The following is a 24110-nucleotide window of genomic DNA, read 5'->3' on the forward strand; positions in this document are numbered from 1 at the left end:
TGAAAGGCCCCCTCGGCCATGGGCCCGCCGGACCGTCCGCGGCGGGGCGCCCGTGGGCCGGTCAGCCGTCGGCTTGGGGGTCACTTGCACTATGAGCGTCCGATAGGTCGCGGTGCCAGACCACGCGACCCGGGCGGGCATAGTCCAAGGACCCCTTAAGCGGTACCAGCCGCGTCGACAGCCGAGCCGGGCCACGTACCATGTCGGCATGTCGTTCCTCCGCCGCCGCAGCTCCGCCACACCCGCGGGTCCGGACTTCGACGTCCTGGCCATGGACCCGGGCGACTGGCCGGGCAATCTCGGTGCGGGACTCCTCCCGGCGCCGGACGGCAGCTGCCAGGGCGTCTTCCTGCGCTACGACCTCTTCGGAGGCCGTGGCCCCGCGATGATCATCGGTAACCTCCCCGAGGGTTCGCCCGCCCGCGACGTCTCCGAGTCAGAGATCCCCTTCGAGGTCGGACAGCTCCTGCTCGCGCTGGAGAACGAGGAGGAGGTCACGGTCGTCGGCTCGGAGGACGTCCCCGTGATGCAGGGCGACAATCTCCTGGTGGTCCGGCGGATCAAGCTCTCCGAGAGCCGGATCTCCTGCGTCCAGTTCGACCGCAGTGACGGCATCCTGGTGACGATCGCCGCATGGGACCGGCCGATCACCGACGACCTCTACGCGCTGCTGAAGCCACTGCCCGCGGAGCTCTTCCAGCAGGGCTGAGGCCGGGCACGGGGCGCGGTCTCAACCGGCTCCACGGGTGGGGTGAAACCCGTCAGGCCGCCGTGCGGATCCCGGGCACGACTCGCGCGCACGCGGCCAGGTCGCCGGGAGCGTATGACGCGGAAGCGGGGGCCGTGCCTGCCGCAGGGCCCCCGCCGTGATCCGCCGCGATGATCCGCGGCCGCGGTCTGGCGGGCCGTCAGGCCCGGGTCTTGGCCAGCAGATCGAGGATCTGGGCAGTGGTCCCCGTCTCGCCGAGCCGCGGGAAGATCCGCTCGATGCTGTTCTGGTGGGCGTCCTCGTTCAGGTCCGTCATCGCGTCCGTCGCCAGGGTGACGTGGTAGCCGTGCTCGTGGGCGGCGCGGGCGGTGGACTCCACCCCGATGCTGGTGGCGATGCCGGCGAGCACGATCTGGGTGACGCCGCGGCGGCGGAGCTGGAGGTCCAGGTCGGTGCCGTAGAAGGCGCCCCAGTTGCGCTTGGTGACCCTGAGGTCGCCGTCGTGGCCCGCCAAGTCGTCGACGATGACGTCCCAGCCCGCCGGGGGAGCTCCGGCGCCGCGCGCCTGCTCCGTACGGCCGGGGGCGGCGTCCGAGCCGTCCGCCGCGTGGGTCACCCGGACCAGCACGACCGGCGCGCCCTGCGCCCGGAACGCCTCGGCGAGCTCGACGGAGCGGGCCACCACGTCGGCGCCCGAGTGGGGGGCCACGGGCGCGCCGACTATGCCGTTCTGGAGATCGATCAGGACGAGAGCGGTGCGCTCGTCGAGGGTGGAGAGGGCCATCGGAAGATCCTTTACTGGTTCTGGTTCAGGTTCTGACCCCGGCTCGCGAGAGCCGGAGCGGGACGGGGAGTCGCCCGACGCGGGCCGCGCCTCGGGGCCGGCCCCGGTGCGCAGGCCGACCCCGCGCAGGGAGCGGTCGAGCAGGGTGACCGCGAGGAAGACGACGGCGGCGCAGAGCACGAAGAGGGCCAGGTGGTGCAGCTCGGAGGTGTCGGCCCGGTGGCTGAGGAAGGCACCGTTCGCGGCGGAGGCCACGATGGCGCCCAGATAGGTGAACGTGCGCTGGAGTCCCGCGGAGGAGCCCATGCGGGCGGGATCCGCCTGGTGGAAGAGGGCGTTCTGATTGGCGAGGTTGTTGAGGCCTTGCGGCACGCCGACCACCACCGAGACCAGCACCAGCAGCCACACCGCGCTACCGGAGCCCACCAGCAGCAGCAACGCGCACGCCGCGACCTGGCCGGCGCCGCCGACAGCCAGCTTGCCCTTCACCTCGGGGCGCCGTCCGGTGGCGGTGGAGACGACGATCGCGATGGCGAACATCGGCAGCAGCACGAGACCGGCCACCGACGCCGAGAGCCCCCTGCCCTCCTCCAGCCACTGCGTGTAGCCGTACAGGAACGAGTACGACACGACGTACGAGAGCAGGGTGCGGGCGTAGGTGGCCAGCAGCGGCGGATTGCCGGCGAGTACCCGCAGGTCGATGAACGGCCGCGGCACCCGCAGCTCCCACGCCACGAGCCCGGCCGCCGCCGCGGCGGTCGCCGCCGGCAGGTACCAGTGCGTGCCCGAGGGATTCATCAGGAACAGCAGCAGCGCGGTGAGCATCGCCGCGAACAGCACCATGCCCGTGAAGTCCATACCGCCGGCGGGCCGGCCGCCGGCCGCGGTGCGCGCTGCCCCGGGCGTCCTCGGCAGCCGGAGCCCGCCGAGGACCAGGCAGGCCACGGACAGCGGCACGTTCACCAGGAACGTGGCGCGCCAGCCGCCCACGCCGATGAGGAGCCCGCCGAGGGTGGGACCGATCACGGCCACGGTCTGGCCGGCGACGGCGAGCGCGGTCAGCACGCCCCCGGGGCTCTCGCGTCCGGTGCGCCGGGCCTCGCTCCTGATCAGGTACATGGCGGCCGGATAGCCGGCACAGGTGCCGAGGCCGAGCACCGCCCGGGCGACGACCAGCAGGGGCAGGTTTGGCGCCACGGTGCCCAGCAGGCCCGCCACGCCGGTGAGCCCGGTGCCGATCAGGTAGAGGCGGCGGGGCCCGTAGGTGTCCACCAGCCGGCCCACGACCGGCTGCCCGACGGCCGTGGCCAGATAGAGCCTGGAGACCAGCCATGCGGTGCGCGACGGCGGCGCGCCGAACGAGGCCCCGATCGGCACCAGCGCCACCGCGATCATCGACGAGTTGATCGGGTTGAGCACCGAGCCGAGGATCATCGGGGCGATCAGCCGCCGGTCGAAGGCGTCCCGGGCGGTGCCGCCCCAGACGCGCCGGGAACGCGTGGCAGCGGCGGACCGGCCGCGTGGTGCGTAGGGGGAACGGCGCAGGGAGCTCGCCAGGCGTATGAGTCCCGCCCTCACGAGCGGGTGAGCCGATCCAGCAGGGCCATCGCATCGATCACGGTCTGCCGCTCGGCCTCCGTGTACTCCTGGTGCAGCGCGTGGGCCAGCCACTCGACGCGGGCCTGCCGGCTGTCCTCGACCCAGGCCCGGCCGGAATCGGTGAGGGCGACGAGCTGGCGGCGCCCGTCCGCGGGGTCGGGGCTGCGGCGGATCAGGTCCTGCTGCTCCAGTGCGGCGAGGGTGGCGGCCATGGACTGGGGCCGGACCCCCTCGGCGGCGGCCAGGCCGCTTGCCGAGTCGACCCCGTCCCGGAGCCTGCTGAGCACCGACGTCTGGCTCGGCGTGAGATCGCGCGTGCCCGTGACCTCGCGCAGCCTGCGCCGCAGCCGGCTGAACACCACGCGCACATCGCGCGCGGCGCGCACGGCGGAGGTGGAGACCCCGTCGGTGACCTCGTCCATGACGTCACCCTAAGACCGTCAGGTAAGCCTGTCCAGGCACACCTGAGCAGTTTGTCTGTGTAGTTTTACCCCGGGTCCCGGCTGAGGATCGCCGACGCCTCCGCCATGCCGAGCCTGCCCGCCGGCAAGACCAACGCGACCGGGTGCGCCATCGCCGAGGGCGCAGCGGAACCGCTTCAGGGGCAGGAGCCGGCTGCCGCCGTCACGGCACCGGCGGCCGAACGGCCGGGCCCTCTGCCTGCCACGCAGGTCAGGGCCCGGCCCACGGGTGAGACGGGATCAGGGCCTGGCCCGCAGCACGTCCACGTCGGCGGCCCGCACGTACTCGACGCGGTGCCCGAACTGGATCTCGTAGTACGTGTCCTTGCCGGTGACCACCCGGTGCGCGGCAGGATCGAACGTCACCGCGTAGAAGTACTCGCCCCGCACCTTCTGGCCGACCACGTACTTCTGCCCGGCCGGCAGCGTGTACGGCATGGGCGACACGGCCTGCACCGGAACGTCCGAGGGGTACGCCGAGGCCTCGGGGTAGGCACGCCCGTACACGGGCACGTCGCTCCTGCCGGCCTTCGGAGTGATGAGCAGTCCCGAGGACGGGGCGGCCGGTACGGCCGCGGGGTGCTTCGCCGGGTTCTTGAACCAGGCCTTCTGGCCGAGGAACCAGATCGCCGTCCAGTCGCCCTGCCGGCCCGCCACCGCGTACTGCTGCCCGGTGGAGGCCCGCGCGCCGACGTCGTTCACGTCGGTCGTCGAGTCCTGCCCGCCGGGTCGCAGCCCGACGTCCTTGACCAGCGGGGCGTCGTCGGCCGGAGCGGTACGCAGCCGCACCTCGCTTGAGCCGTGCGCCGCGCACGGCTGGCCCGCCGTCGTGCAGCCGGTGTACGCGGGCTGGTTGCCCGTGTAGCCGGGCAGCACGGTGACCACGCCCGAGGCCGGTCCCGCACTCCGGTGGAAGGGCTTGCCGAGCAGGGCGAAGTAGTGCGCCCAGTCCCAGTACGGGCCCGGGTCGGTGTGCATGGCCGGGATGCCGGAGCCGGTGGTGGCAGGAACGTTGTCGTGGCCGAGGATGTGCTGCCGGTCCAGCGGGATGCGGTACTTCCGCGCCAGGTAGCCCACGAGCCGCGCCGACGAGCGGTACATCTCCTCCGTGAACCAGGCGTCCGGGTCGGTCAGGAAGCCCTCGTGCTCGATGCCGATCGAGTGGGAGTTGACATACCAGTTACCGGCGTGCCAGCCGACGTCGTTGGCCTTGATGTGCTGGGCGATCTCCCCGTCGGTCGAGCGGACCGTGTAGTGCCAGCCGAGGTAGGTGGGGTCCTGCACCAGCTTCAGGGTGGCGTCCCAGTACTCCTCGGTGTCGTGGATGACGATGGAGTCGATGCTCTGGTCCTTCGGGCGGTCGGCCAGATCGTGGTTGCCGTAGTCGTCGCCGAACTCCTCGTAGGGCGCCGGCACCCACGTGCACGACACCGTCGCCGGGCACTGGGTGTCGCCCGCCGCGGCATGGCGCAGGCCCATCTGCCGCACCTGGTTCCCGTCCGGGGCGAGGCCGGGAGCGGCGGCGAGACTCACCTGCTGGCCGTCATCGGTGGTGCGCCGGGCGCCGTCCCGGATCACGTCGAACACGTCGTCGGCATAGACCGCGGCGGTCGCGGAGTCATCGGAGCCGGAGAACCGGGCGACCGCCCCGTACCAGTCCGCGGGGTCGGCGCTCAGCGGCCTGCCCAGCTCCTGCTGCGCCGCGGCCAGCAGGGCGGCGCCGCCGCGGACGTTGGCGTCGGGGTCGGTGCGCAGCCGTGCCGCGGGGATGCCGGTGAGCCGCGCGGCGCTGGTCAGGGTGCGCAGCCGTGCCGGCACGTCGGTGGCCTTGGGCAGGGCTGGCGTGGGGTGCAGTGCCGGCCGGGCGCTGTCGCCACGGGGGTCCTCGCCGTCGCCCCGCGGACCTGCCGTCGCGAGCGCGGCGCGCGCATCCGTCAGGTGCATGGGCCCGTACCCGCCCGACACGCTCGGCGCGCCGTGGTGCGTGTCCCAGCGGGACTGGATGTACGACACGCCCATCAGCACGCTCTGCGGCACGTGGGATCCGGCTGCCGCGGCGGCGAACGAGGTCTGGAGCCGGGTGGCCGCGGGTACCTCGGCGCCGCTGGACGGTGCCGCGCCGACCAGCGGCAGCAGCAGTGCCGCGGACGCGAGCAGGGCGGTCGTGCCGAGCAGATGTCTGGATGCGGCCGGGGTGTGGCCGGGGGCGGATGCGCGCAATGCAGCCTCCAGGGACGTTGGGTGCGATGCGGCGCCCGGGGCCGGGCGTGCGTCAGTCGTATCGGCTGCACGACGATCCGTCAATCGCCCCTTCTGTACGGGATTTCCCACGTCAGCGGCGTGAACGGTGCACGATCAGGCCTGACGGGAACGCCGCCTGCGAGGCTTCACTGGAGTGGACCAATGGGACTCGGCCGGGTGAGAGCGTGAGGCCGGTGCTGCGCCGGGTCGTCGAACATGCAGGACACGGCGAATTACGGCGGGCTCGTCGAGCGCGGTGGGCTCGTCGGACGTGGCGGGTCCGCCGAACATGCGGGCCTGTCGAGCGCCGACGGCCCGTCAAGCACTCAGGCCCGCGGCACGCCATCCCTCGCGCGCCGCGGGTCCTCTGATATCAGCGGATATCAGCGGGTGCCGACCGCCGCCCGTACCGCACCACGCGCGACCTGGCAGTCGTCGTGGAGGCGGCGCAGCAGGAGCCGCTGCTCCTCACCGGACGGCAGGCCCGGGGGCTGGCCGCCGCCGGGTCCGGGAGCCGGCTCCCGCAGCGAGCGCTGCACGGCGGTCTCGTAGGTGCGGATCTCCCGGGTCAGCACCAGCATCAGGTTCACCAGGAAGGCGTCCCGCGCGGCGGGGCCCGCGAGCTGGGCGAGCTGGGAGATCTGGCGCCTGGCCATGGGCGCGTCGCCGAGCACCGCCCACAGGGTCGCCAGGTCGTAGCCGGGCAGGTACCAGCCTGCGTGCTCCCAGTCGACCAGGATCGGTCCCGCCGGCGAGAGCAGCATGTTCGACATCAGGGCGTCGCCGTGACAGAACTGCAGGACACCCTGGCGGCCCGCGGACTTCGCGATGCCGTGCAGCAGCTTCCGCAGGTCGCCCAGGTCGCGGTCGGTCAGCAGGCCCAGTTCGTGGTACCGCGAGATCCGGGTGCCGTAGTCCAGCGGCCGGCCGAAGGCGCCCTCCGGCGGCTGCCACTGGCCCAGCCGGATGATCGCGCTGAGCGCGGCCCGTACGTCGGCACGGGGCGGCGCCTGCACGGGGTGGCGCTGGAGCGCGGCGGCCCGCCCGGGCATCCGCTCGACCACCAGGACGCCGCCAGCCGGGTCGGCGGCGATCAGCCGGGGAACGCGCACCGGCGGGCGGTTGCGCACGAAGGAGCGGTAGACAGCTATTTCATGCTGGAACCGCTCCTTCCATACGGCGGAGTGGTCCACTAAACACTTGGCCACGGCCGTACTTCGGCCGGTGGTGCCGACCAGCAGCACAGAGCGGCCGCTGCGGCGCAGCAGCTGCACGGGGCTGAACTCGGGACAGATCCGGTGCACCGCCGCGACGGCCGTACGCAGCTGCGCGCCCTGCGGCCCCGACAGGTCCAGCCGGCCGCTGAGCGGCGCGACGAGGGTGCCGGGTGCCCGGTGCGGCCGGCGGTCGACCACCACCGGGTACGGCGGGGAGGCCGGGTGGGAGCCGCCGCCGGCCGCCACGGGTGCCTCCCTGGCGCGGGCGGCGCCGGGGAGCGCGTGCAGCGGCCGGGCCGGGGAGGACACGGAGGACGATGCTGCGTACATGGGCGAGAGCGATCCCTTCGTGTGCCTGTGGAAAACCCTGCGCCGCCCGGCCCGGTGGCGTCCCGCACCCTGGGGAGTGCGGACCGCCGCCGGGCCGAGGCGGTGCTTTCCTACCTGACACCCCCAGGCCACTGGCACACCATCTGGCGGGCCCTGGCGAACCCTGGCGAATAGTCGCCCAGCAACTGACAGAGGGCTACTGTCGGTTCAGCCGAGAACCTGGGGGCTTGACGTGAGCGGACAACCCAACACCCGCCTATCGGACCTGTTCGGCCTGGCCGGCTGGTCGAAGGGTGAACTCGCGAGACTGGTGAACCGGAAGGCGGCCGCCATGGGCCACCCCCAGCTCGCCACCGACACCTCACGGGTGCGGCGTTGGATCGACATGGGGGAGATCCCGCGCGATCCGGTGCCGAAGGTGCTTGCGGCGCTGTTCACCGAGCAACTCGGCCGTGTCGTGACCATCGAGGACCTCGGTCTGGTCCGGCACGGGCGCGCCTCGAAGCGGCGTGACGACCGGGGTGCGGAGCATCCCGACGGACTGCCGTGGGCGCCCGAGCGGACGGCTGCGGTCCTCACCGAATTCACGGGAATGGACCTCATGCTCAACCGACGCGGCTTGGTGGGCGCGGGTGCCGCGCTTGCCGCAGGATCCGCACTCAGCAGCGCCATGCACGACTGGCTCAACACCGACCCGGCCCTCGCGGCCGACGCCCCCCGACCCCCCGAACCCGACGTGCCCCTCCACGCCGACCAGGCGGGAGCCGACCGGTACGAGGCGGCTCCGGTCGGCTCGCAGGAGATCGAGGCACTGGAGCACTCGGTCGAGGTGTTCCGCGCGTGGGACGCGGCCCGTGGCGGCGGGTTGCAGCGCAAGGCGGTGGTCGGCCAGCTCAACGAGGTGGGCGGCATGCTCGCCTACCGGCACCCCGACCATCTCCAGCGCCGCCTGTGGGGTGTCGCGGCCAACCTGGCGGTGCTCGCGGGCTGGATGTCGCATGACGTCGGCCTGGAACCCACGGCCCAGAAGTACTTCGTGATCGCCGCCCACGCGGCCAGGGAGAGCGGCGACCGGCCGCGCGCCGGCGAGGCGCTGTCCAGGGCCGCCCGCCAGATGGTGCACCTGGGCAAGCCGGACGAGGCGCTGGACCTGATGAAGCTCGCCAGGTCCGGCTCGGGGGAGCGGCCCCTGGCGCGTACCGAGGCCATGCTGTACACCATCGAGGCCTGGGCGCAGGCGTCCATGGGGCAGGGGCAGGCCATGCGCCGTACCCTCGGCCTCGCGGAGGAGCACTTCGCAGCGGACCGCGGTGGCGAGCCGATGCCCAGCTGGATGCAGATGTTCGACGAGGCGGACCTGCACGGTATGCAGGCCCTCGCCTACCGTACCCTCGCCGAGCACGAGCCGGCGGCGGCGGGTACGGCACAGCGGCGGGCCAAGCAGGCCCTGGAGCTGCGGACGGAGGAGCGGCAGCGCTCGCAGATCTTCGACCACATCTCGCTGGCGTCGGCCTGCTTCATCGGCGACGACCTCGAGCAGGGCGTGAAGTACGCCCGTCTGGCCCTGGACTCCATGGGGTCGAACTCCTCACGGCGCACCTGGGACCGGTTGGGGGAGATGCGCCGTCTGACCGGGCGGTACGCCGGTCAGCCCGCCATAGAGGAGCTGCGGAGGGACATCGAGGCCTCGATGCCCAAGTCGGCGACCAGGCAGAAGGCGGGCGCGCCCTCGGGTGATGCCTGGGTGTGAGCCTGCACGGATACGACGGAGGCATCAGGGGCGCCCCGTTCCACCGCGTTGAGCGGTGGGGCGGGGCGTGCGGCGTGCGGCGCGCTTGATACGTGCGGTGCGACTGATATGAGGAGTGGGGCGGACCTGTACGAGAAGTGGGGCGCGGAGAGGCGCAGGGCGCGGAGAGCAGCAGGAGGCCGGGCCGCGGCGGTGGCGCGGCCTCCTGCGGCTCACTCGCGAACCCGTGCGCCGCCCGCGAACCGGGCAGCCCCGAGCGAGTCACGGGTCTCGCTCGCCTGGCGTGCCGGACATGCGCGGTGCACCGGCGCCGGGCGGTGGCGTCCTGGCGGGGACGGCGCCGCCCGGGCTGCGGGCACGGGCTCGCCCTTCCTCCGCGCCTTCGGCGTGTCGGTGTCCGGCCATGGACAGCGCCTGACAACTGCCAGCGTTGTGGGAAGGACCGGACACGACCCTTGCACAGCCGCCGACGGAGCGTAAGGGATTTGGCACAATCCCCGTAGACGGTGCAGCCGGCATATGCCGGAGTCCTTCCCTGGAAGCGTGAATCGCCCATCAGGCCTTCACCGGCACGTGGAAATTCCGCGGCAGGGCGTGACACCTGCCCTCCCCGGGGTGTCAAAAGAGAAACCCACCCGCACGGGCACACACTGGAAACGGAAGGGGAGAGTACAGATGCCCGGCATCGTGCAGAAGTCCACAGACGCCCGCCTGATCGCCTCGCGGCTCCGGCGCTCCGTCCCCGTGACTCTGCGGTACGAGGAAGCCGATCCGCTCGCCGTCCACCTCGGCTTCCCCTCCGAGGCGACCCTCGACGAGACACCCATCACCTGGACTTTCTCCCGTGACCTGCTGGAACGGGGGCTGGCGGCACCCGCCGGCCGGGGCGACGTGCACATCTGGCCCGGCGGACCGGAGCGCACCGTGATCGAGTTCGACGCGCCCCAGGGCAGGGCCCTGGTCGAGTTCGACGAAACCTCGCTGCGCCGCTTCCTGGGGCGCACCGAGGAGGCGGTACCCCCCGGCGAGGAGGACGTCACCGGCGAGGTGGACCGTGGACTCGCCGAAATCCTCGGGTCCGGTGAGGGGAGCACTCCGAGCCCGTAGAGGACTCTCCGGGCTCCTGCGAGGAGGGCCCACGGCCCCGACGTTTCGAGGAGGCGCCCGACGGGGTAGCGGGGCGGCCCTGGGGGACAGTGGCCGCCCCGCCGACTCCGGCGCCCCTAGCCACCCGGGCCGGGGTTCACGCCGTCCGAGTCGGGGATCGCGCCGCTCGATGGGGGACCCGTCCTGCGGGGGTCCGGGTCCCCCCTCCGCTGCCGGCGGGAACTCCGGCCCCCGGACAGGTACCGGCCCCCGGCCCGCGCACCGAACGCACCGCCCGGCACGGGGACTGTGCCTCAGCGGTTCCAGCCGTACAGCAGCGGGCGCGGTCTCAGGCGTACAGCGGCGGGCGCTCCGCCAGCTCGACGGTGACCCGTCCGCCCGTCTCCAGGGCCCGCTCGCCCGCCTCCGCGACGGCGGCCGACGCATAGCCGTCCCAGGCGCCCGGCCCGGTCACCAGGCCCTGCCGGGTCGCGTCCACCCAGGCCTGGACCTCGCGGTCGTAGGCGTCGACGAAGCGGACCAGGTAGTCCTGCGGCACTTCCTCGCGTGCGCTGCCGTCCGTCTCCACCACCATGGTGCGGCCTTCGCCGATGCGGGCGCTGCCCGACTCGCAGACGGCCTCGCAGCGAACCTGGTAGCCGAAGCCGCAGTTGACGAAGATCTCCACGTCCACGACCGCCCCGCCGGACGTCTCGAAGAGCACCAACTGCGGGTCGAACAGGCCCTCGGGGGCCCCTGCCGAAGGCCGCGGCCGCAGTACTGACACCGCCGTGATCTGCTGGTTCAGCAGCCAGCGGCTGGCGTCGACCTCGTGGGAGACCGAGCTGTTGATCATCATGGCGCTGGTGAAGCCCGCGGGGGAGGACACGTTGCGGTGCGTGCAGTGCAGCATCAGCGGGCGCCCCAGGCGGCCCGAGTCGAGCAACTCCTTCAGGCGCAGGTACTCGGCGTCGTAGCGCCGCATGAAGCCGATCTGGGCCAGCCGCCGGCCGGCCCCGGCCTCCGCCTCCATCACCCGCAGCGCCCCTGCCGAGCCGGGGGTCATCGGCTTCTCGCAGAGGACCGGCAGACCGCGTGCGAAGGCGGCGAGCAGTGCCTCCTCGTGGTCCGGCCCCGGGGAGGCGATCAGCACCGCGTCGACCCCCGGCGCGTCGAGCGCGCCGAGCGGATCGGCGTGCAGGGTCACGCCCTCGATGCCGGCCGTCGCGGCCTCGGCGCGCGCCGTGTCAGGGTCGGCGACCGCCGCGACCCTGGCCCCGCTGACCGCCCGATCGATGCGCCGCACATGGTCGGCGCCCATGTGACCGGCACCCAGCACGGCCACGCCCAACAGGTCACTCACCCGTACACCTCTTCCGGTCCTCCGCCGCCCGCCGCCGTCGGCCCACCATCATGCCCGGCGGCCGGGCGGGCAACCGTCCCGCACCGTGTGCGGTACGTCGCACCATCCGTCACAGTCCTTCGTCTGGGCCGCATCCACCCACCCGTGCGAAGATCCCCCGCATGGCTGAGCTGACTGAGCTGCTAGCGGCCGAGGCCATCCGGCTCGACGGCCGGGTGAACGACTGGCGAGAGGCGATCACCGCCGCCGGAGACCTGATGGTGGCGACGGGCGTCTGCGCCGATGCCTACACGGCCGACATGATCCAGAACGTGGTGGAGAACGGGCCCTATGTCGTCATCGCGCCCGGCTTCGCCTTCGCCCACGCCAGACCTTCGCCCGCCGTGCTGAAGACGGGCATGTCGTGGCTGCGGCTCGCCGAACCCGTCGAGTTCGGACACGAGAGCAACGACCCGGTGGAACTGGTGGTGGCACTCGCCGCACGGGACGCGGGCGCGCACACCGCCGCGATGGCCGCCCTGGCGCGGCTCCTCGCGGATCCCGGGCTCGCCCAGGCACTGCGTGACGTCTCGACACCGCAGGCGCTGCTGGCGGTACTCGGCGCCGCGAGCCGAGCACAGGCGGCCCCCTCGCCCGCCAAGGAGACGGCCGGTCCGGGAGAGGCACGGGGCGGCGCGGCGACGGACCCGGGAGGCGACGGGGCGGCCGCCTCGCTCGCGACAGCCGCATCAGCGCCCGCAGTAGGGGACGAGGAGACGGGCGGCACGGCGGATGGCCGGGCGGCACGCAGCGGCGGGAACGAGGAGCCTCGGCCCACCGGAACCGGCGGGGGCGGAGCCCCGCACAAGATCCTCACGGTCTGCGGCAACGGCCTGGGCACCAGCCTGTTCCTCAAGAACACCGTCGAGCAGGTCCTCGACCGCTGGGGCTGGCTGCCGTACGTCACCGTGGAGGCGACCGACACCGTCTCGGCCCGGGGCAAGGCGTCCGAGGCCGTGGCGATCCTCACCTCGGGGGAGATAGCACGGACGCTCGGCGACATCGGCGTACCCGTCAAGGTCGTCAGCGACTTCACCAGCACCGCAGAGGCCGACCGCGTCCTTCGGGACACCTACGATGTGTGAGGAGGCCCAGTCACCATGGCCTGGCTTGTCACCACCGCCCAATTCCTCGTCGACGAGATCCTCAGCCAGCCCCCGTACCTGGTGGGCCTGATCACCGCGGCGGGTCTGCTCGCGCTGCGCAGGCCCGTGGGGCAGGTCGCCGGAGGCGCGATCAAGGCCACCCTCGGCTTCCTGCTGATCAACGCCGGGGCGACCCTGGTCACCGGCTCGCTGGGCCCGCTGGGCGAGATGATCCAGGGCGCCACCGGCGCGCACGGTGTCATCCCGACCAACGAGGCCATCGTCGGCATCGCCCAGCAGCAGTACGGCTCCCGGGTCGCCTGGCTGATGATCCTGGGCCTCGCCGTCAGCCTGGTGCTGGCACGGTTCACCCCGCTGCGCTACGTCTTCCTGACGGGCCATCACATGCTGTTCATGGCCACGCTGCTGACGATGGTGCTGGCGAGCGCCGGCCAGCCGTCGTGGCTGGTGGTGGTCGTCGGGGGCGTGCTGCTCGGCATCATGCTGGTGGCGATGCCGGCCTTCGCGCACCCCTGGACCAGGCGGGTGACCGGCAACGACACCATCGCCATCGGCCACTTCGGCAGCGCCGGCTACATCGCCTCGGGGGCCACCGGGCAGCTGGTGGGCGGACGCAGCCGCAGTACCGAGGAGATGAAGCTCCCCGAGGGGTTGCGGTTCCTGCGGGACTCGATGGTCGCCACCGCCCTGTCCATGGTGGTGCTCTACGTGGTCATGGCGCTGGTCGACCTGGGCAAGGTGGGCGAAACGAAGGCGTTCAAGGCCTTCGCCGTCGGCGGGGGGACGGCCGCCGACGGCGTCGGCAACTACGTGATGCAGGCCGTCATGCAGGGGCTGGAGTTCGGCGTCTCGGTGGCCGTGATCCTGTTCGGCGTGCGCACCATCCTCGGTGAGCTGGTGCCGGCCTTCCAGGGCATCGCGGAGCGGCTGGTGCCCGGTGCGGTCCCCGCCCTGGACGCGCCCATCGTCTTCCCCTACGCCCAGAACGCCGTGCTCATCGGGTTCGTCGCCAGCTTCGCCGGCGGCCTGGTCAGCCTGGGCCTGCTGGGCTGGGTCCTCCATCCGGCCTTCGGGCTCGCGCTGGTGCTGCCGGGGCTCGTGCCGCACTTCTTCACCGGTGGCGCCGCGGGCGTCTACGGAAATGCGACCGGAGGCCGCCGAGGGGCCGTCGTGGGCTCCTTCGTCAACGGCGTGCTGATCACCCTCCTGCCCGCGCTGCTGCTGAAGGTGCTCGGCGCCTTCGGCAAGGAGAACACCACGTTCGGCGACGCCGACTTCGGGTGGTTCGGCTCGGTCGTCGGCTACGCGGCCAAGGCGGGGAGGACGGGCGGCCTGGTGCTGATGCTGCTCATCGGTGCCGTGGTGCTGGCGGCCGCGATCGTGGTGCAGAAGCGGGTGGTGCTCACCGGCTGGGACCCGGGTGCGCGCCGCGACACGCTGCTGCCGCCGGGGGCCACCGGGGCTGCGGCGGTGCCCGCGCCTCGACCGGCGCCCGGCATGGTGGGGCACGCGAAGGTGGCGCCGCCGGCCGGAGCCCCGGCACCGCCGCCCCCGCCGGCGGGCTGAGCGGGCCCGCGGCCGCGCGACCAGGCCCCAGGGGCCGGTGGTCCGGATGGCAGCGACCGACCCCTGGGGAACGGGGGGCGACCCGCACCCCACGGGACCAAGGTCGCGGACCACCCGGCTCGCGTCCGACTCACCGGGGACCGCGCGGCCGTCTCGGGCGCGCGTCCCCGGCCAGCCGGCCGCGGGTGCCTCAGGGGTCCTTGCACTATGAGCGTCCGATCAGGGCGCGTGGTCTGGTGCTGGGGGCACTCCCCCACTGCCCTGAACGGGCGTGGGAGGTACCCCCACCCACGTCTTTCAGGCTGTGGGGGAGCATCGCAAGGCGCCGGAGAGTCCTTGATGGGGGTCCCCCCGCTCGAGCGAAGCCGAGAGTGGGGGAGGAGCTACCAGGGCTTTCCGGCAACGCGGCGAGGTGCGGTGCCAGGCCGCGCGACCCGGGCGGGCATAGTGCAAGGACCCCTCAGGACTGGAGGTGGCGGATGACCGCGAGCACCCGGCGGTTGTGATCCTCCGACGGCGGCAGCCCGAGCTTGCCGAAGACCGCCGCGACGTGCTTCTCCACGGTGCCCGGCGACACCGTCAGGGCCGCCGCGATCGAGCTGTTGGAGCGGCCCTCGGCCATCAGCGACAGCACCTCACGTTCCCGCTGGGTGAGCGCGGTCAGCTCGTCGGTGTGCCGGTTCGCCCCGGCGAGCTGGGTCACCACCTCCGGATCGAGCGCTGTGCCTCCGCCGCCGACCCGGTGCAGCGCGTCCACGAACTCCGCGACATCGGCCACCCGGTCCTTGAGCAGGTAGCCCACGCCCGCCGATCCCTGCGCGAGCAGCCTGGTCGCGTACCGCGTCTCCACGTGCTGGGAGAACAGCAGCACACCCGTGCCGGGGTGGTCCCGGCGGATGCCGATGGCGGCGCGCAGGCCCTCGTCGGTGTGCGTGGGCGGCATCCGGATGTCCACGACGGTGACGTCCGGCCGGTGCTCGGCGACCGCCGCGCGCAGCGCCTGCGCGTCGCCCACGGCGGCGCACACCTCGTGCCCGCGCTCGGCCAGCATCTGGGCCATCAGCTCCCGCAGCACGGCCGCGTCCTCGGCGATCACCACACGCATGGCGCGCATGCTCTCACGCGTGCAACGGCAGCTCGACGGTGACCACCGTCGGCCCGCCCGGCGGGCTGTCCACGTCCAGGGTGCCGTCCACCGGGCGTACCCGCTGCTGGAGGCCGGTGAGGCCGCTGCCCGCGCCCACGTACGCACCGCCCTGCCCGTCGTCGGTGACGGCGAGGCGCAGCATGCCGTCCCGCTGGACCGCGAGGAGCCGGGCCCGCCGGGCACCGCTGTGCTTGATGACGTTGGTCAGCAGCTCCGCCGCACAGAAGTAGGCGATGGTCTCGATGGCGGCCGTGGGCCGCACCGGCATGTCCACCGACAGCTCCACCGGCACCGTGCTGCGCGCCGCGAGGGTCGCCAGCGCGTCCGGCAGGCCGTCGTCGAGCACGGGCGGGTGGATACCGCGGGCCAGGTCGCGCAGCTCCACGATGGCCTCCTTGGCGTTGTGGTGGGCGGTCTCCACCAGGCGGCGCAGCCTCTCCTGTCCGGGATCCTCCGGCGTGGCGCCGAGCCCGTCCCTGATCATGTCCAGACTCATCGCCAGCGCGACCAGCCTGACCTGGGCGCCGTCGTGCAGATCGCGCTCCACGCGGCGCAGCAGCGCCGCCGCGTCGTCCACCGCCAGCGCCCGTGTCTCCTCCAGGTCCCTGACCCGCTCGGCGAGCGCCCCGGGGCCGAGCAGTTCCCGCATCAGACGCCGGTCGACACGGACCACCGCCCGGGCCAGCCACGGCGCGATCAGCAGCGTGGCCAACCCCACCGCCGCGGCGAGCAGCGTGCCCCAAAACGTGTGGAAGCGGGGCGAGCCACCGAACGGCAGCGGCGTCAGCGTCGGAGCCCCGCGCTCGCCGCCGTGGGCGGGGTACTGCCCGAGCAGGCTCCACCGCAGCGGCGTGCTCAGGTTGATCAGGCCCGTCGCCCACCACATCACGGCGTACCAGCCGAACGCCGACACCGGCAGCTTGACCAGCACGTAGGCCACGCAGCGCCAGGCGGCGCCGTCCCGCAGCCGGGTGTCGACCCGCGAGAAGAGCCCATGAGCCCGGGGGACCGGGGCGGGGGCCGGGATGTGCTCCCCCAGCAGCCACCGGGCGAGCCCCCGGTGCGCCCGCCCCAGCACCCGCCCGAGCCCGAGTCCCAGCACCAGGAACAGCGCGCCGAGGATGCCGCCGATCAGCGAGACCAGCAGCCCGGAACCCAGGCAGAGCAGCACGACGACCAGCACGAACCCGGCCAGGGCCAACGGGAGGCCGGCCAGGCAGTACCCGAGCTCGGCCCACGCACGGGCCGTCCAGGGTGCGGTCAGGACGACGCGAACTCGGTGAGCCATGTGGCCGGCGCCGGCGCCGGCGCCGGCGCGGCGGGTGGCGGCGTGCCCGCTGCCTGCCGGGTTGCCGTCCTCGACTGCGGGTGTCTCCGCGTGCGGTGCCTCAGGTGCCCGGGGGCCGCCCGGGGGTGCGGCGCGCTCGTCGGCCATGGGCACCTGCTTGTCCGCCATGGGCACAGTGTGCTGGTCCACGGCCCGCTCAGGCATCCCGCCGGACCAGCAACGCGCCGCCGGCCACGAGTATCAGGGCCGCATAGAGGCAGAGGACGCCGAACCCGGTCCACGGCGAGAGCATGTCAGGCATCGGCTTGGCCACGGCCAGGGAGTTCCCCGCGATCATGGTGGGGAAGTACTTGGCGAACCTGACTCCGGTCAGCCCGGAGAGGATCGCCGGGAGCACGAAGACGACGGCCACGAGGGCGCCGATGGCGCTCGGCGCCTGCCGTGTGACCGAGCCGAGGCCCACGCCCATGAGGCCGACCAGCGCGAGGTAGGCGCCGGAGAGCAGCACGGCCCGCAGCACACCGGGCTGGTCCAGCGCCGGGTGCGGCACCGCCGGGTGCAGCGCGGCCCGACCGGCGAAGAAGGTGACGAGGGCGACGGCCTCGCCGACGGCCAGCGCCAGCAGCCCGAACACACCGGCCTTCGCCGCCAGCGCCATCGGTCGCCGGGGGACGGTCGCGAGCGTGGACCTGATGGATCCCGACGCGTACTCTCCGGTGACGAGCAGCACCCCGATGACACCGATCACCAACTGGCCCACGGCCACACCGGCCATGACGTTGTTGGTGGGGTCGAAGGCGGCGGCCCTGTCCGGGCTGGGCGGCCTGGTGTTGGCCATGGTGATCACGCCGATGCCGACCATGGCCACGGCCGTGAGCAGCAGCGCCCAGAGCGTCGACCGCAGGGTGCGCAGCTTGATCCACTCCATGCGGGCCACGTGCCGAAGGCCGTACCGGCCACCCGCATGGGCCGACTTCGGGCGGGACGCGGCGGAGGGTTCCGTCAGGGGACCGGACGGGGCGGAGTGGCCCGGCGCCGGTGACGGGTGGGGACCGGGGGATGCCGGTGACGTCATGAGTGCCGCTCCTCGTCCTGTGCGGTGCCCCGGCGGGGCGAGGCCTTCTCCGAGTGCCGGCTGCTCGCCGGCGGACTGTGGTGAGGGGCGGGAGCACCACCCGGCAGGGGCCCGGCCGCGTCGCGGGTGGACGTGCCGTCCACGGAACGTGCGGCGCGAAGGCCGGGGTCCGCGCCCGCCGCGCGCGGAGCGGGGGCCGAGCCGTGGTACTCGGCGCTCTCGCCGGTCAGCCGGAAGAAGGCGTCTTCGAGCGAACCGCCGCCACGGGTCAGCTCCCGCACCGTGGTGTCGGCGAGCAGCCGGCCCCGGCCGATGACCACCAAGTGGTCGGCCGTCAGCGCCATCTCGCTGATCAGGTGGCTGGAGAGCAGGACCGTCCGGCCCTCGGCGGCGAGCGACGTCATCAGGTTCCTGATCCAGCGCACGCCCTCCGGATCGAGGCCGTTCACCGGCTCGTCGAAGAGCAGGATCGGCGGGTCCCCCAGGAGGGCCGCGGCGATGCCCAGCCGCTGGGCCATGCCGAGCGAGAACTTCCCCGCTCGCCGGTGCGCCACCGAGCCCAGGCCGACGGTCCGCAGCACCTCGCCGACCCTGCCGGGCGGTATGCCGCCGCCCGCGGCCAGCGCCGACAGATGGTGGCGGGCGCTGCGGCCCGGATGGAACGTGCGCGCCTCCAGCAGGGCCCCCACCTCGCTCAGCGGCCACGCGAGGTCGCGGTACGCGCGCCCGCCGATGCGGGCCTCGCCGGTGTCGGGGGCGTCCAGACCCATGATCATCCGCATGGTGGTCGACTTGCCCGAGCCGTTCGGACCGAGGAATCCGGTCACGCGCCCCGGACGCACGTCGAAGCTCAGCCCGTCCACGGCGAGGGTGGACCCGTAACTCTTCGTGAGATTCCTGACCTCGATCATCACCACTCCCCGGCACGCCGGTGCGTGCTCACGGGAAGTCACGCTACGGAGCAGGGCCGTGGTGGCGTAACGAGGTTTGCCGCAATCTTCTTCTGGGGGCATACCCCCAGAACCCCGGGTGCTCAGGACCGCAACGCGGGGTGGGGTTTACCACATCGGTGCAGGTGGAAGACGTGTGAGGGTGCCCGAATACGGCGGGCGGCTCGCGACCGCGCCGATACCGGAAGCGGGGCTCACCCCGCCGGGTGCTCGGGCGGCGCCGACCGGGAAGCCGGTTCCGATGAGCCGGCACGGTCCGCGGGCCCGCCCGCAGCCGGCTCGTCGGGGGCGGTACCGGGACCGCCGGGGTCGCCGGCCGTCCGCTCACCGAACGTAGTTCCGCTCCCGGGAACGGGAGCCGACTCGCCGGTTACCGGACCACTGGCCGCCGGAGCATCGGTTTCCGGACCACTGGCCGCCGGAGCACCGGTCGCCGGACCGGTCCCAGGAGCACCGGCTGCCGCACCGGTCCCCGGGACACCGGTTGCCGACGGACCCGCTTCGCCGGATACCGGCTCCACGCCACCCGTCTCGCCCATCGCCCCAGCGGCGGCCGCGCCCGGGTCCGGTCCCAGGTCGCGGAAGCCCTCGGGGCCCGGAGCGGCTTCCTCCTCGGGACCGCCCGGCTCCGGAAGCGGGCCCTGGCCGTCGTCGGGCGGGCCGACGGACTCGCGCTGGGCGCGGTCGAGGAACCGCAGCAGCTCCACGGGGAACGGCAGCACCAGCGTGGAGTTCTTCTCCGCGGCGACCGCCACCATGGTCTGGAGCAGCCGCAGTTGGAGCGCGGCGGGCTGCTTCGACATCTCCCGGGCCGCGTCCGCGAGCTTCTTCGACGCCTGGAGCTCCGCGTCGGCGTTGATCAGCCTGGCCCGCCGTTCCCGGTCCGCCTCGGCCTGGCGCGCCATCGACCGCTTCATGGTCTCCGGCAGGGAGACGTCCTTGATCTCCACGCGGTCCACCTGGACGCCCCAGCCGACGGCCGGGCTGTCGATCATCAGCTCCAGGCCCTGGTTGAGCTTCTCCCGGTTGGAGAGCAGGTCGTCCAGGTCGCTCTTGCCGATGATCGAGCGCAGGGACGTCTGCGCCATCTGGAGGACCGCGAAACGGTAGTCCTCCACCCGCACCAGCGCATTGGCCGCGTCGACCACCCTGAAGTAGACCACCGCGTCCACGCGCACGGTGACGTTGTCCCGGGTGATGCCCTCCTGCGCGGGCACCGGCAGGGTGACGATCTGCATGTTCACCTTGTACATGCGGTCCACGACCGGGGCGAGTACGGTCAGGCCCGGATCGCGCACGGTGCCGTGCAGCCGTCCGAGCCGGAAGACCACCCCGCGCTCGTACTGCTTGACGACCCGGGCGCAGGAGGCCAGGCAGAGCAGCACCAGGACGACCGCCACGATGATCGCTACAACAAGACCCGCCATGACGGACCCCTGACATCGGAGAGCTCTCTACGAGAGTCAAGGATATGTCTGTTTTGTCGGATTTCGGAGTCTCGTCTCGCCTCATGGGGGTCCCAGCGGGCGCGCTGCTGCCGTTCGGCGCCCCCGTGGCTCGGGCGCGCGACCGCGCCGGCTGCCTGGCCTGCCCGGTCGGTCATCCGCCGTCGCCGGCGTCGGACGGTTGTTCCCGTGCGGCGTTCCCGCGCGCCCTAGCCGCGCGCCGTTCCCGCTCGTCAGTCCGTCGTGGAGTCCAGCAGCGACATCAGCACCCGGGCCGCCGGGCTCGTGGCGGCCTCCTGGGGGAGGACGGCGACGGTCGCGTAGTTGATCCCGGCGGCCACGCCGAGCGGTACCACGGCCAGGCCCGACGCCTGTGACTTGCGGGAGAAGTGCCGGGGCACCACGGCTATACCGAGGCCCTCCTGCACCAGCTCCAGCAGGCCGTGCACGTCGTTGACCTCCAGCGTCACCGTCCGGTGCATCCCGGCCGCGGCGAAGGCGGCGTCCGTGGTCCTGCGTGGACCCCAGTCCGGGTGGAAGTCGACGAAGGCCTCCTCGTCCAGCTTCCCCAGATCGGCCACCTCGTCCGTATGGGCGGCCAGGCGGTGCTCCGGGTGGCAGAGCAGCACCATCGGCTCCCGGGCCAGCGGCACCGCCCGCACCGGACCCGCCAGCTCACCGGAGGTGACCGCGAACGCCAGGTCGAGCCGGCCCGCGGCGACCTCCTCGACCAGCAGCCCCGAGCCCGCCTGCCGCAGCCGGATGTCCACCTCCGGATGCCGCTCCCGGAATGCCGCCAGCAGCCGTGGCACGCGCACGCCCGCGATGCACTGCTCGGTGCCGAGCGCGAGCCTGCCGCGCAGCACCCCCTGCACCGCGGCCACCGCCTCCTGCGCGGCGCGGACCCCGGCGAGCACTCGTTCGGCCTCGCCCAGCAGGGCCCGGCCCGCCTCGGTGAGGGTCACATGCCGGGTGGTGCGCACGAACAAGGGTGCCCCCAGCTCGCGCTCCAGGGCGCGAATGGATGCGGACAAGCCCGATTGCGACACCATCAAGCGCTCCGCAGCACGGGTGAAATGCTGGTCCTCTGCTACCGCGACGAAGTGCTGAAGGTGGCGTAGTTCCATGATTGAGCAGCCTATCCGCTCAATCCCATCGGATTCTCCTGTTGGACCAATGCCCGGGGTCGGCGGAAGGATGTCCCGGATCCGTGTCCGTCCCCTCCGTCACCTCAGCAGGAGTGCATGTGTACACCGCACACCCCGACCGGTATGCAGCCATGCCCTATCGCCGCGTCGGCCGCAGCGGCGTCCGGCTGCCGGCGCTGTCGCTCGGCCTGTGGCACAACTTCGGCCCCGACCGCGCCGCGGGGACCCAGCGTGAGATCCTCTGCCGCGCGTTCGACCTCGGGGTCACCCACCTCGACCTGGCCAACAACTACGGCCCGCCGCCCGGCGCCGCGGAGGAGGCCCTGGGGCAGGTGCTCCTGAGCGACCTCGGGAAGTACCGCGACGAGCTGTTCATCTCCACCAAGGCCGGCTATGGGATGTGGCCGGGCCCCTACGGCGAGTACGGCTCCCGCAAGTCCCTCCTGGCGTCGCTCGACCAGAGCCTCGACAGGATGGGCCTGGAGTACGTCGACGTGTTCTACTCGCACCGCTTCGACCCGGACACCCCGCTCGAGGAGACCATGGGGGCGCTGCACTCGGCCGTGCAGCAGGGCAAGGCGCTGTACGTGGGCGTGTCCAACCACTCGCCGCAGCAGACCCGCGAGGCGGCCCGCATCCTCGCGGAGCTGGGCACCCCGCTGCTCATCCACCAGCCGCGGTACTCGATGCTCGACCGCCGCGTCGAGGACGGGCTGCTCGAGACGCTGGACGAGCTCGGCGTGGGGTCCATCGCCTACTCGCCGCTGGAACAGGGACTGCTCACCAACCGCTACCTCAACGGCGTCCCGGCGGGCTCCCGGGCGGCCGGCGCCAGCCCCTTCCTCACTGAGGAGAAACTGACCGGCGAGCTCGTCGGCCGGCTGCGGTCGCTCCAGGAGATCGCTGAGGCCCGCGGCCAGAGCCTGGCGCAGATGGCCCTCGCGTGGGTGCTGCGCAACGTCACGTCCGCGGTCATCGGGGCCAGCAGCGTCACCCAGCTGGAGGACAGCCTCGCCGCGGTGAACTTCCTGAAGTTCACTCGGGAGGAGCTGCTCGGGATCGACGCGGTCATCGCCGGCGGTGCGAGCGCCTGACGGTGGGACCGTGGCCGCGGCCGATTGGTGACCGGCGGGTTATGGGCGACAGCGGATGGCACGGCAAGGAGGTGAATCGGAATTCACCTACACTGGTGAATTCCGATTCACCTCGCAGGCCGACGCCTCCACGCGCCGGCCGGTACCCACGCCTGTGCTGGAGCGTTCATGGAGCCCGATCCGACCGCGGCCGACCAAGGGGGCATACGCGCCCGCATGACGGTTCCGGTGCTCGCCTTCGGCGGCATCCTCATGGCCGTCATGCAGACCGTCGTCGCACCGCTGCTGCCGGACCTTCCGCGGCTCACGGGGGCGTCGGCCGGCAGCGTGTCCTGGATGGTCACGGCGACACTGCTCACCGGCGCGGTGCTGACCCCGGTGCTCGGCCGGGCGGGCGACATGTACGGCAAGCGGCGGGTGCTGCTGATCGCGCTGGCGCTGATGACCGTGGGCTCCGTGCTGTGTGCGATGACCTCCGACATCCGGCTGCTGATCGCCGCGCGCGGGCTCCAGGGCGCCGCCGCCGCGGTCGTGCCGCTCTCCATCAGCATCCTGCGTGACGAACTGCCTCCGGCGCGCACCGGTTCCGCGGTGGCGCTGATGAGCTCCACGGTCGGCATCGGCGCGGCCCTCGGGCTGCCGCTCGCCGCGATCATCGTGCAGTACGCGAACTGGCACGTGATGTTCTGGGCCACCAGCGGGCTCGGGGCGCTCGGTCTGGCGCTCGCCTGGTGGGCGGTGCGCGAGTCGCCCGTGCGCTCGCCGGGCCGCTTCGACACGCCGGGCGCACTGGGGCTCGCCGCCGGGCTCGTCTGCCTGCTGCTCGGCGTCTCGCAGGGCGGCCAGTGGGGCTGGACCAGCCCAGGCATCCTGGGCCTCTTCGCCGGCTGCGTCCTGATCATGGCCCTGTGGTGGCGCCAGCAGCTCCGCGCCGAGCGGCCCCTGGTCGATCTGAGGCTCGCATCCCGCCCGGGCGTCGCGCTGCCGCACCTGGCCGCGCTCCTCGCCGGCTTCGCCTTCTACGCGAACTCCCTGGTCACCGCCCAGCTCGTGCAGGCTCCCACCGCCACGGGCTACGGGCTCGGCCTGTCCATCGTCGGCAGCGGCCTGTGCCTGCTGCCGAGCGGCATCATCATGCTGCTCTTCTCACCGGTCTCCGCACGCATCTCCGCGGCCCGCGGCGCCCGGGTCACGCTCGCGCTCGGGGCCCTCGTGATCGCCCTGGGCTACGTGCTGCGCATCGCCGACAGCCGGGCGCTGTGGGCCGTGATCCTCGGTGCCGCGGTCGTCTCCACCGGCACCACCCTGTGCTACTCGGCGCTGCCGACCCTCATCCTGCGCGCGGTCCCTGGCGATCAGACCGCCTCGGCCAACGGCGTGAACGTCCTGATGCGCACCATCGGGCAGGCGGTGTGCAGCGCGGCCGTGGCGGCGGTGCTGGTGCACCACACCATGCCGCTGGGCGGACAGCCGGTGCCGACCCTGCACGGCTACCTGCTGGCCTTCGTGATGGCCGGTACGGTCGCCCTGATCGCGTGCGCCGTGGCACTCGCGGTCCCCGCGGACCCGGGCAGGCCGGGGACGCGCGCCGGCTCGTCCGCAGACGGCGGGGGCACCCTCGTGGGCGCCTCGGCCGCGGGTTCCGGCACTTCCGAGAGGACGGACGGCCCGGCCGGGACGGACGGCAAGGCACGGGAAGGAGCATGACGCCG

General features: G+C 73.0%; 18 protein-coding genes and 1 pseudogene. 7 read left to right on the forward strand and 12 right to left on the reverse strand.

The window, feature by feature from the left end; all coding sequences use genetic code 11:
* Window positions 1-208 precede the first annotated feature (208 nt).
* Complete coding sequence (locus Sm713_RS38605; RefSeq protein ID WP_212914582.1) at window positions 209-709, forward strand: hypothetical protein; 501 nt, start codon at window positions 209-211, stop codon at window positions 707-709.
* Window positions 710-908: 199 nt separating this feature from the next.
* Here the strand turns inward: Sm713_RS38605 and Sm713_RS38610 are convergent, their stop codons facing one another.
* The 5 genes and pseudogenes from Sm713_RS38610 to Sm713_RS38630 all read right to left on the reverse strand — a co-directional run bounded on the left by Sm713_RS38610 (window position 909) and on the right by Sm713_RS38630 (window position 7341).
* Window positions 909-1493 carry a hydrolase gene (locus Sm713_RS38610; RefSeq protein ID WP_212915123.1) on the reverse strand — a complete coding sequence of 195 codons (585 nt, stop codon included), beginning with the start codon at window positions 1491-1493 and terminating at the stop codon, window positions 909-911.
* A 114-nt stretch (window positions 1494-1607) separates the two neighbouring features.
* Window positions 1608-2939, reverse strand: a pseudogene (locus Sm713_RS38615) (MFS transporter); the annotation flags it as partial.
* Between the two features lie 128 nt (window positions 2940-3067).
* Window positions 3068-3514 carry a MarR family winged helix-turn-helix transcriptional regulator gene (locus tag Sm713_RS38620; RefSeq protein WP_212914583.1) on the reverse strand — a complete coding sequence of 149 codons (447 nt, stop codon included), beginning with the start codon at window positions 3512-3514 and terminating at the stop codon, window positions 3068-3070.
* 279 nt (window positions 3515-3793) lie between these two features.
* Complete coding sequence (locus tag Sm713_RS38625; protein WP_212914584.1) at window positions 3794-5773, reverse strand: N-acetylmuramoyl-L-alanine amidase; 1980 nt, start codon at window positions 5771-5773, stop codon at window positions 3794-3796.
* A 404-nt stretch (window positions 5774-6177) separates the two neighbouring features.
* A complete protein-coding gene (locus tag Sm713_RS38630) occupies window positions 6178-7341 on the reverse strand; it encodes an aminoglycoside phosphotransferase family protein (RefSeq protein WP_212914585.1) in 1164 nt (387 codons plus the stop codon).
* Between the two features lie 232 nt (window positions 7342-7573).
* Here Sm713_RS38630 and Sm713_RS38635 point away from each other — a divergent pair, with 232 nt between their 5' ends.
* Window positions 7574-9091, forward strand: coding sequence for a hypothetical protein (locus Sm713_RS38635; protein WP_212914586.1), 1518 nt, complete (start codon window positions 7574-7576; stop codon window positions 9089-9091).
* Between the two features lie 675 nt (window positions 9092-9766).
* Window positions 9767-10198 (forward strand): SsgA family sporulation/cell division regulator, encoded by a 432-nt coding sequence (locus Sm713_RS38640; RefSeq protein ID WP_212914587.1) that lies wholly within the window; start codon window positions 9767-9769, stop codon window positions 10196-10198.
* Window positions 10199-10526: 328 nt separating this feature from the next.
* Here the strand turns inward: Sm713_RS38640 and Sm713_RS38645 are convergent, their stop codons facing one another.
* A complete protein-coding gene (locus Sm713_RS38645) occupies window positions 10527-11540 on the reverse strand; it encodes a Gfo/Idh/MocA family protein (protein ID WP_212914588.1) in 1014 nt (337 codons plus the stop codon).
* A 161-nt stretch (window positions 11541-11701) separates the two neighbouring features.
* Between Sm713_RS38645 and Sm713_RS38650 the strand changes: the two genes are divergently transcribed.
* Together Sm713_RS38650 and Sm713_RS38655 are read left to right on the forward strand one after the other, a co-directional pair.
* On the forward strand, window positions 11702-12664 hold the full coding sequence (locus tag Sm713_RS38650) for a PTS sugar transporter subunit IIA (RefSeq protein WP_212914589.1): 963 nt from the start codon (window positions 11702-11704) through the stop codon (window positions 12662-12664).
* Between the two features lie 15 nt (window positions 12665-12679).
* Entirely contained in the window at window positions 12680-14251 is a 1572-nt protein-coding gene (locus Sm713_RS38655) for a PTS ascorbate transporter subunit IIC (protein WP_212914590.1), read from the forward strand.
* A gap of 460 nt (window positions 14252-14711) precedes the next feature.
* Here Sm713_RS38655 and Sm713_RS38660 read toward each other — a convergent pair whose 3' ends face one another.
* From Sm713_RS38660 to Sm713_RS38685, 6 genes are all read right to left on the reverse strand, one after another.
* Window positions 14712-15356 (reverse strand): response regulator transcription factor, encoded by a 645-nt coding sequence (locus tag Sm713_RS38660; RefSeq protein WP_212914591.1) that lies wholly within the window; start codon window positions 15354-15356, stop codon window positions 14712-14714.
* A 13-nt stretch (window positions 15357-15369) separates the two neighbouring features.
* Window positions 15370-16854 carry a sensor histidine kinase gene (locus Sm713_RS38665; RefSeq protein WP_249416953.1) on the reverse strand — a complete coding sequence of 495 codons (1485 nt, stop codon included), beginning with the start codon at window positions 16852-16854 and terminating at the stop codon, window positions 15370-15372.
* Window positions 16855-16882: 28 nt separating this feature from the next.
* Window positions 16883-17761 (reverse strand): ABC transporter permease, encoded by an 879-nt coding sequence (locus Sm713_RS38670; RefSeq protein WP_212914592.1) that lies wholly within the window; start codon window positions 17759-17761, stop codon window positions 16883-16885.
* Complete coding sequence (locus tag Sm713_RS38675) at window positions 17758-18672, reverse strand: ABC transporter ATP-binding protein (RefSeq protein ID WP_249416954.1); 915 nt, start codon at window positions 18670-18672, stop codon at window positions 17758-17760. The genes Sm713_RS38670 and Sm713_RS38675 overlap by 4 nt, the downstream gene beginning before the upstream one ends.
* Window positions 18673-18905: 233 nt before the next feature.
* Window positions 18906-20138 carry a slipin family protein gene (locus Sm713_RS41105; RefSeq protein ID WP_249416955.1) on the reverse strand — a complete coding sequence of 411 codons (1233 nt, stop codon included), beginning with the start codon at window positions 20136-20138 and terminating at the stop codon, window positions 18906-18908.
* A gap of 251 nt (window positions 20139-20389) precedes the next feature.
* On the reverse strand, window positions 20390-21283 hold the full coding sequence (locus Sm713_RS38685) for a LysR family transcriptional regulator (RefSeq protein WP_212914593.1): 894 nt from the start codon (window positions 21281-21283) through the stop codon (window positions 20390-20392).
* A gap of 119 nt (window positions 21284-21402) precedes the next feature.
* Here Sm713_RS38685 and Sm713_RS38690 point away from each other — a divergent pair, with 119 nt between their 5' ends.
* Together Sm713_RS38690 and Sm713_RS38695 are read left to right on the forward strand one after the other, a co-directional pair.
* Window positions 21403-22398 (forward strand): aldo/keto reductase, encoded by a 996-nt coding sequence (locus Sm713_RS38690; RefSeq protein WP_283249848.1) that lies wholly within the window; start codon window positions 21403-21405, stop codon window positions 22396-22398.
* A 168-nt stretch (window positions 22399-22566) separates the two neighbouring features.
* Entirely contained in the window at window positions 22567-24105 is a 1539-nt protein-coding gene (locus tag Sm713_RS38695; RefSeq protein ID WP_212914594.1) for an MFS transporter, read from the forward strand.
* Window positions 24106-24110 lie beyond the last annotated feature (5 nt).

The organism is Streptomyces sp. TS71-3 (assembly GCF_018327685.1).
In the GTDB taxonomy this organism is placed as follows: domain Bacteria; phylum Actinomycetota; class Actinomycetes; order Streptomycetales; family Streptomycetaceae; genus Streptomyces.

What these genes read in the sequence shown, in the direction of transcription:
- Sm713_RS38605 (WP_212914582.1), top strand. Translation starts at nt 209, where the DNA reads ATGTCGTTCCTCCGCCGCCGCAGCTCCGCCACACCCGCGGGTCCGGAC.
- Sm713_RS38610 (WP_212915123.1), bottom strand. Translation starts at nt 1,493, where the DNA reads ATGGCCCTCTCCACCCTCGACGAGCGCACCGCTCTCGTCCTGATCGAT.
- Sm713_RS38620 (WP_212914583.1), bottom strand. Translation starts at nt 3,514, where the DNA reads ATGGACGAGGTCACCGACGGGGTCTCCACCTCCGCCGTGCGCGCCGCG.
- Sm713_RS38630 (WP_212914585.1), bottom strand. Translation starts at nt 7,341, where the DNA reads ATGTACGCAGCATCGTCCTCCGTGTCCTCCCCGGCCCGGCCGCTGCAC.
- Sm713_RS38640 (WP_212914587.1), top strand. Translation starts at nt 9,767, where the DNA reads ATGCCCGGCATCGTGCAGAAGTCCACAGACGCCCGCCTGATCGCCTCG.
- Sm713_RS38650 (WP_212914589.1), top strand. Translation starts at nt 11,702, where the DNA reads ATGGCTGAGCTGACTGAGCTGCTAGCGGCCGAGGCCATCCGGCTCGAC.
- Sm713_RS38655 (WP_212914590.1), top strand. Translation starts at nt 12,680, where the DNA reads ATGGCCTGGCTTGTCACCACCGCCCAATTCCTCGTCGACGAGATCCTC.
- Sm713_RS38660 (WP_212914591.1), bottom strand. Translation starts at nt 15,356, where the DNA reads ATGCGTGTGGTGATCGCCGAGGACGCGGCCGTGCTGCGGGAGCTGATG.
- Sm713_RS38665 (WP_249416953.1), bottom strand. Translation starts at nt 16,854, where the DNA reads ATGGCGGACAAGCAGGTGCCCATGGCCGACGAGCGCGCCGCACCCCCG.
- Sm713_RS38670 (WP_212914592.1), bottom strand. Translation starts at nt 17,761, where the DNA reads ATGACGTCACCGGCATCCCCCGGTCCCCACCCGTCACCGGCGCCGGGC.
- Sm713_RS38675 (WP_249416954.1), bottom strand. Translation starts at nt 18,672, where the DNA reads ATGATCGAGGTCAGGAATCTCACGAAGAGTTACGGGTCCACCCTCGCC.
- Sm713_RS41105 (WP_249416955.1), bottom strand. Translation starts at nt 20,138, where the DNA reads ATGGCGGGTCTTGTTGTAGCGATCATCGTGGCGGTCGTCCTGGTGCTG.
- Sm713_RS38685 (WP_212914593.1), bottom strand. Translation starts at nt 21,283, where the DNA reads ATGGAACTACGCCACCTTCAGCACTTCGTCGCGGTAGCAGAGGACCAG.
- Sm713_RS38695 (WP_212914594.1), top strand. Translation starts at nt 22,567, where the DNA reads ATGGAGCCCGATCCGACCGCGGCCGACCAAGGGGGCATACGCGCCCGC.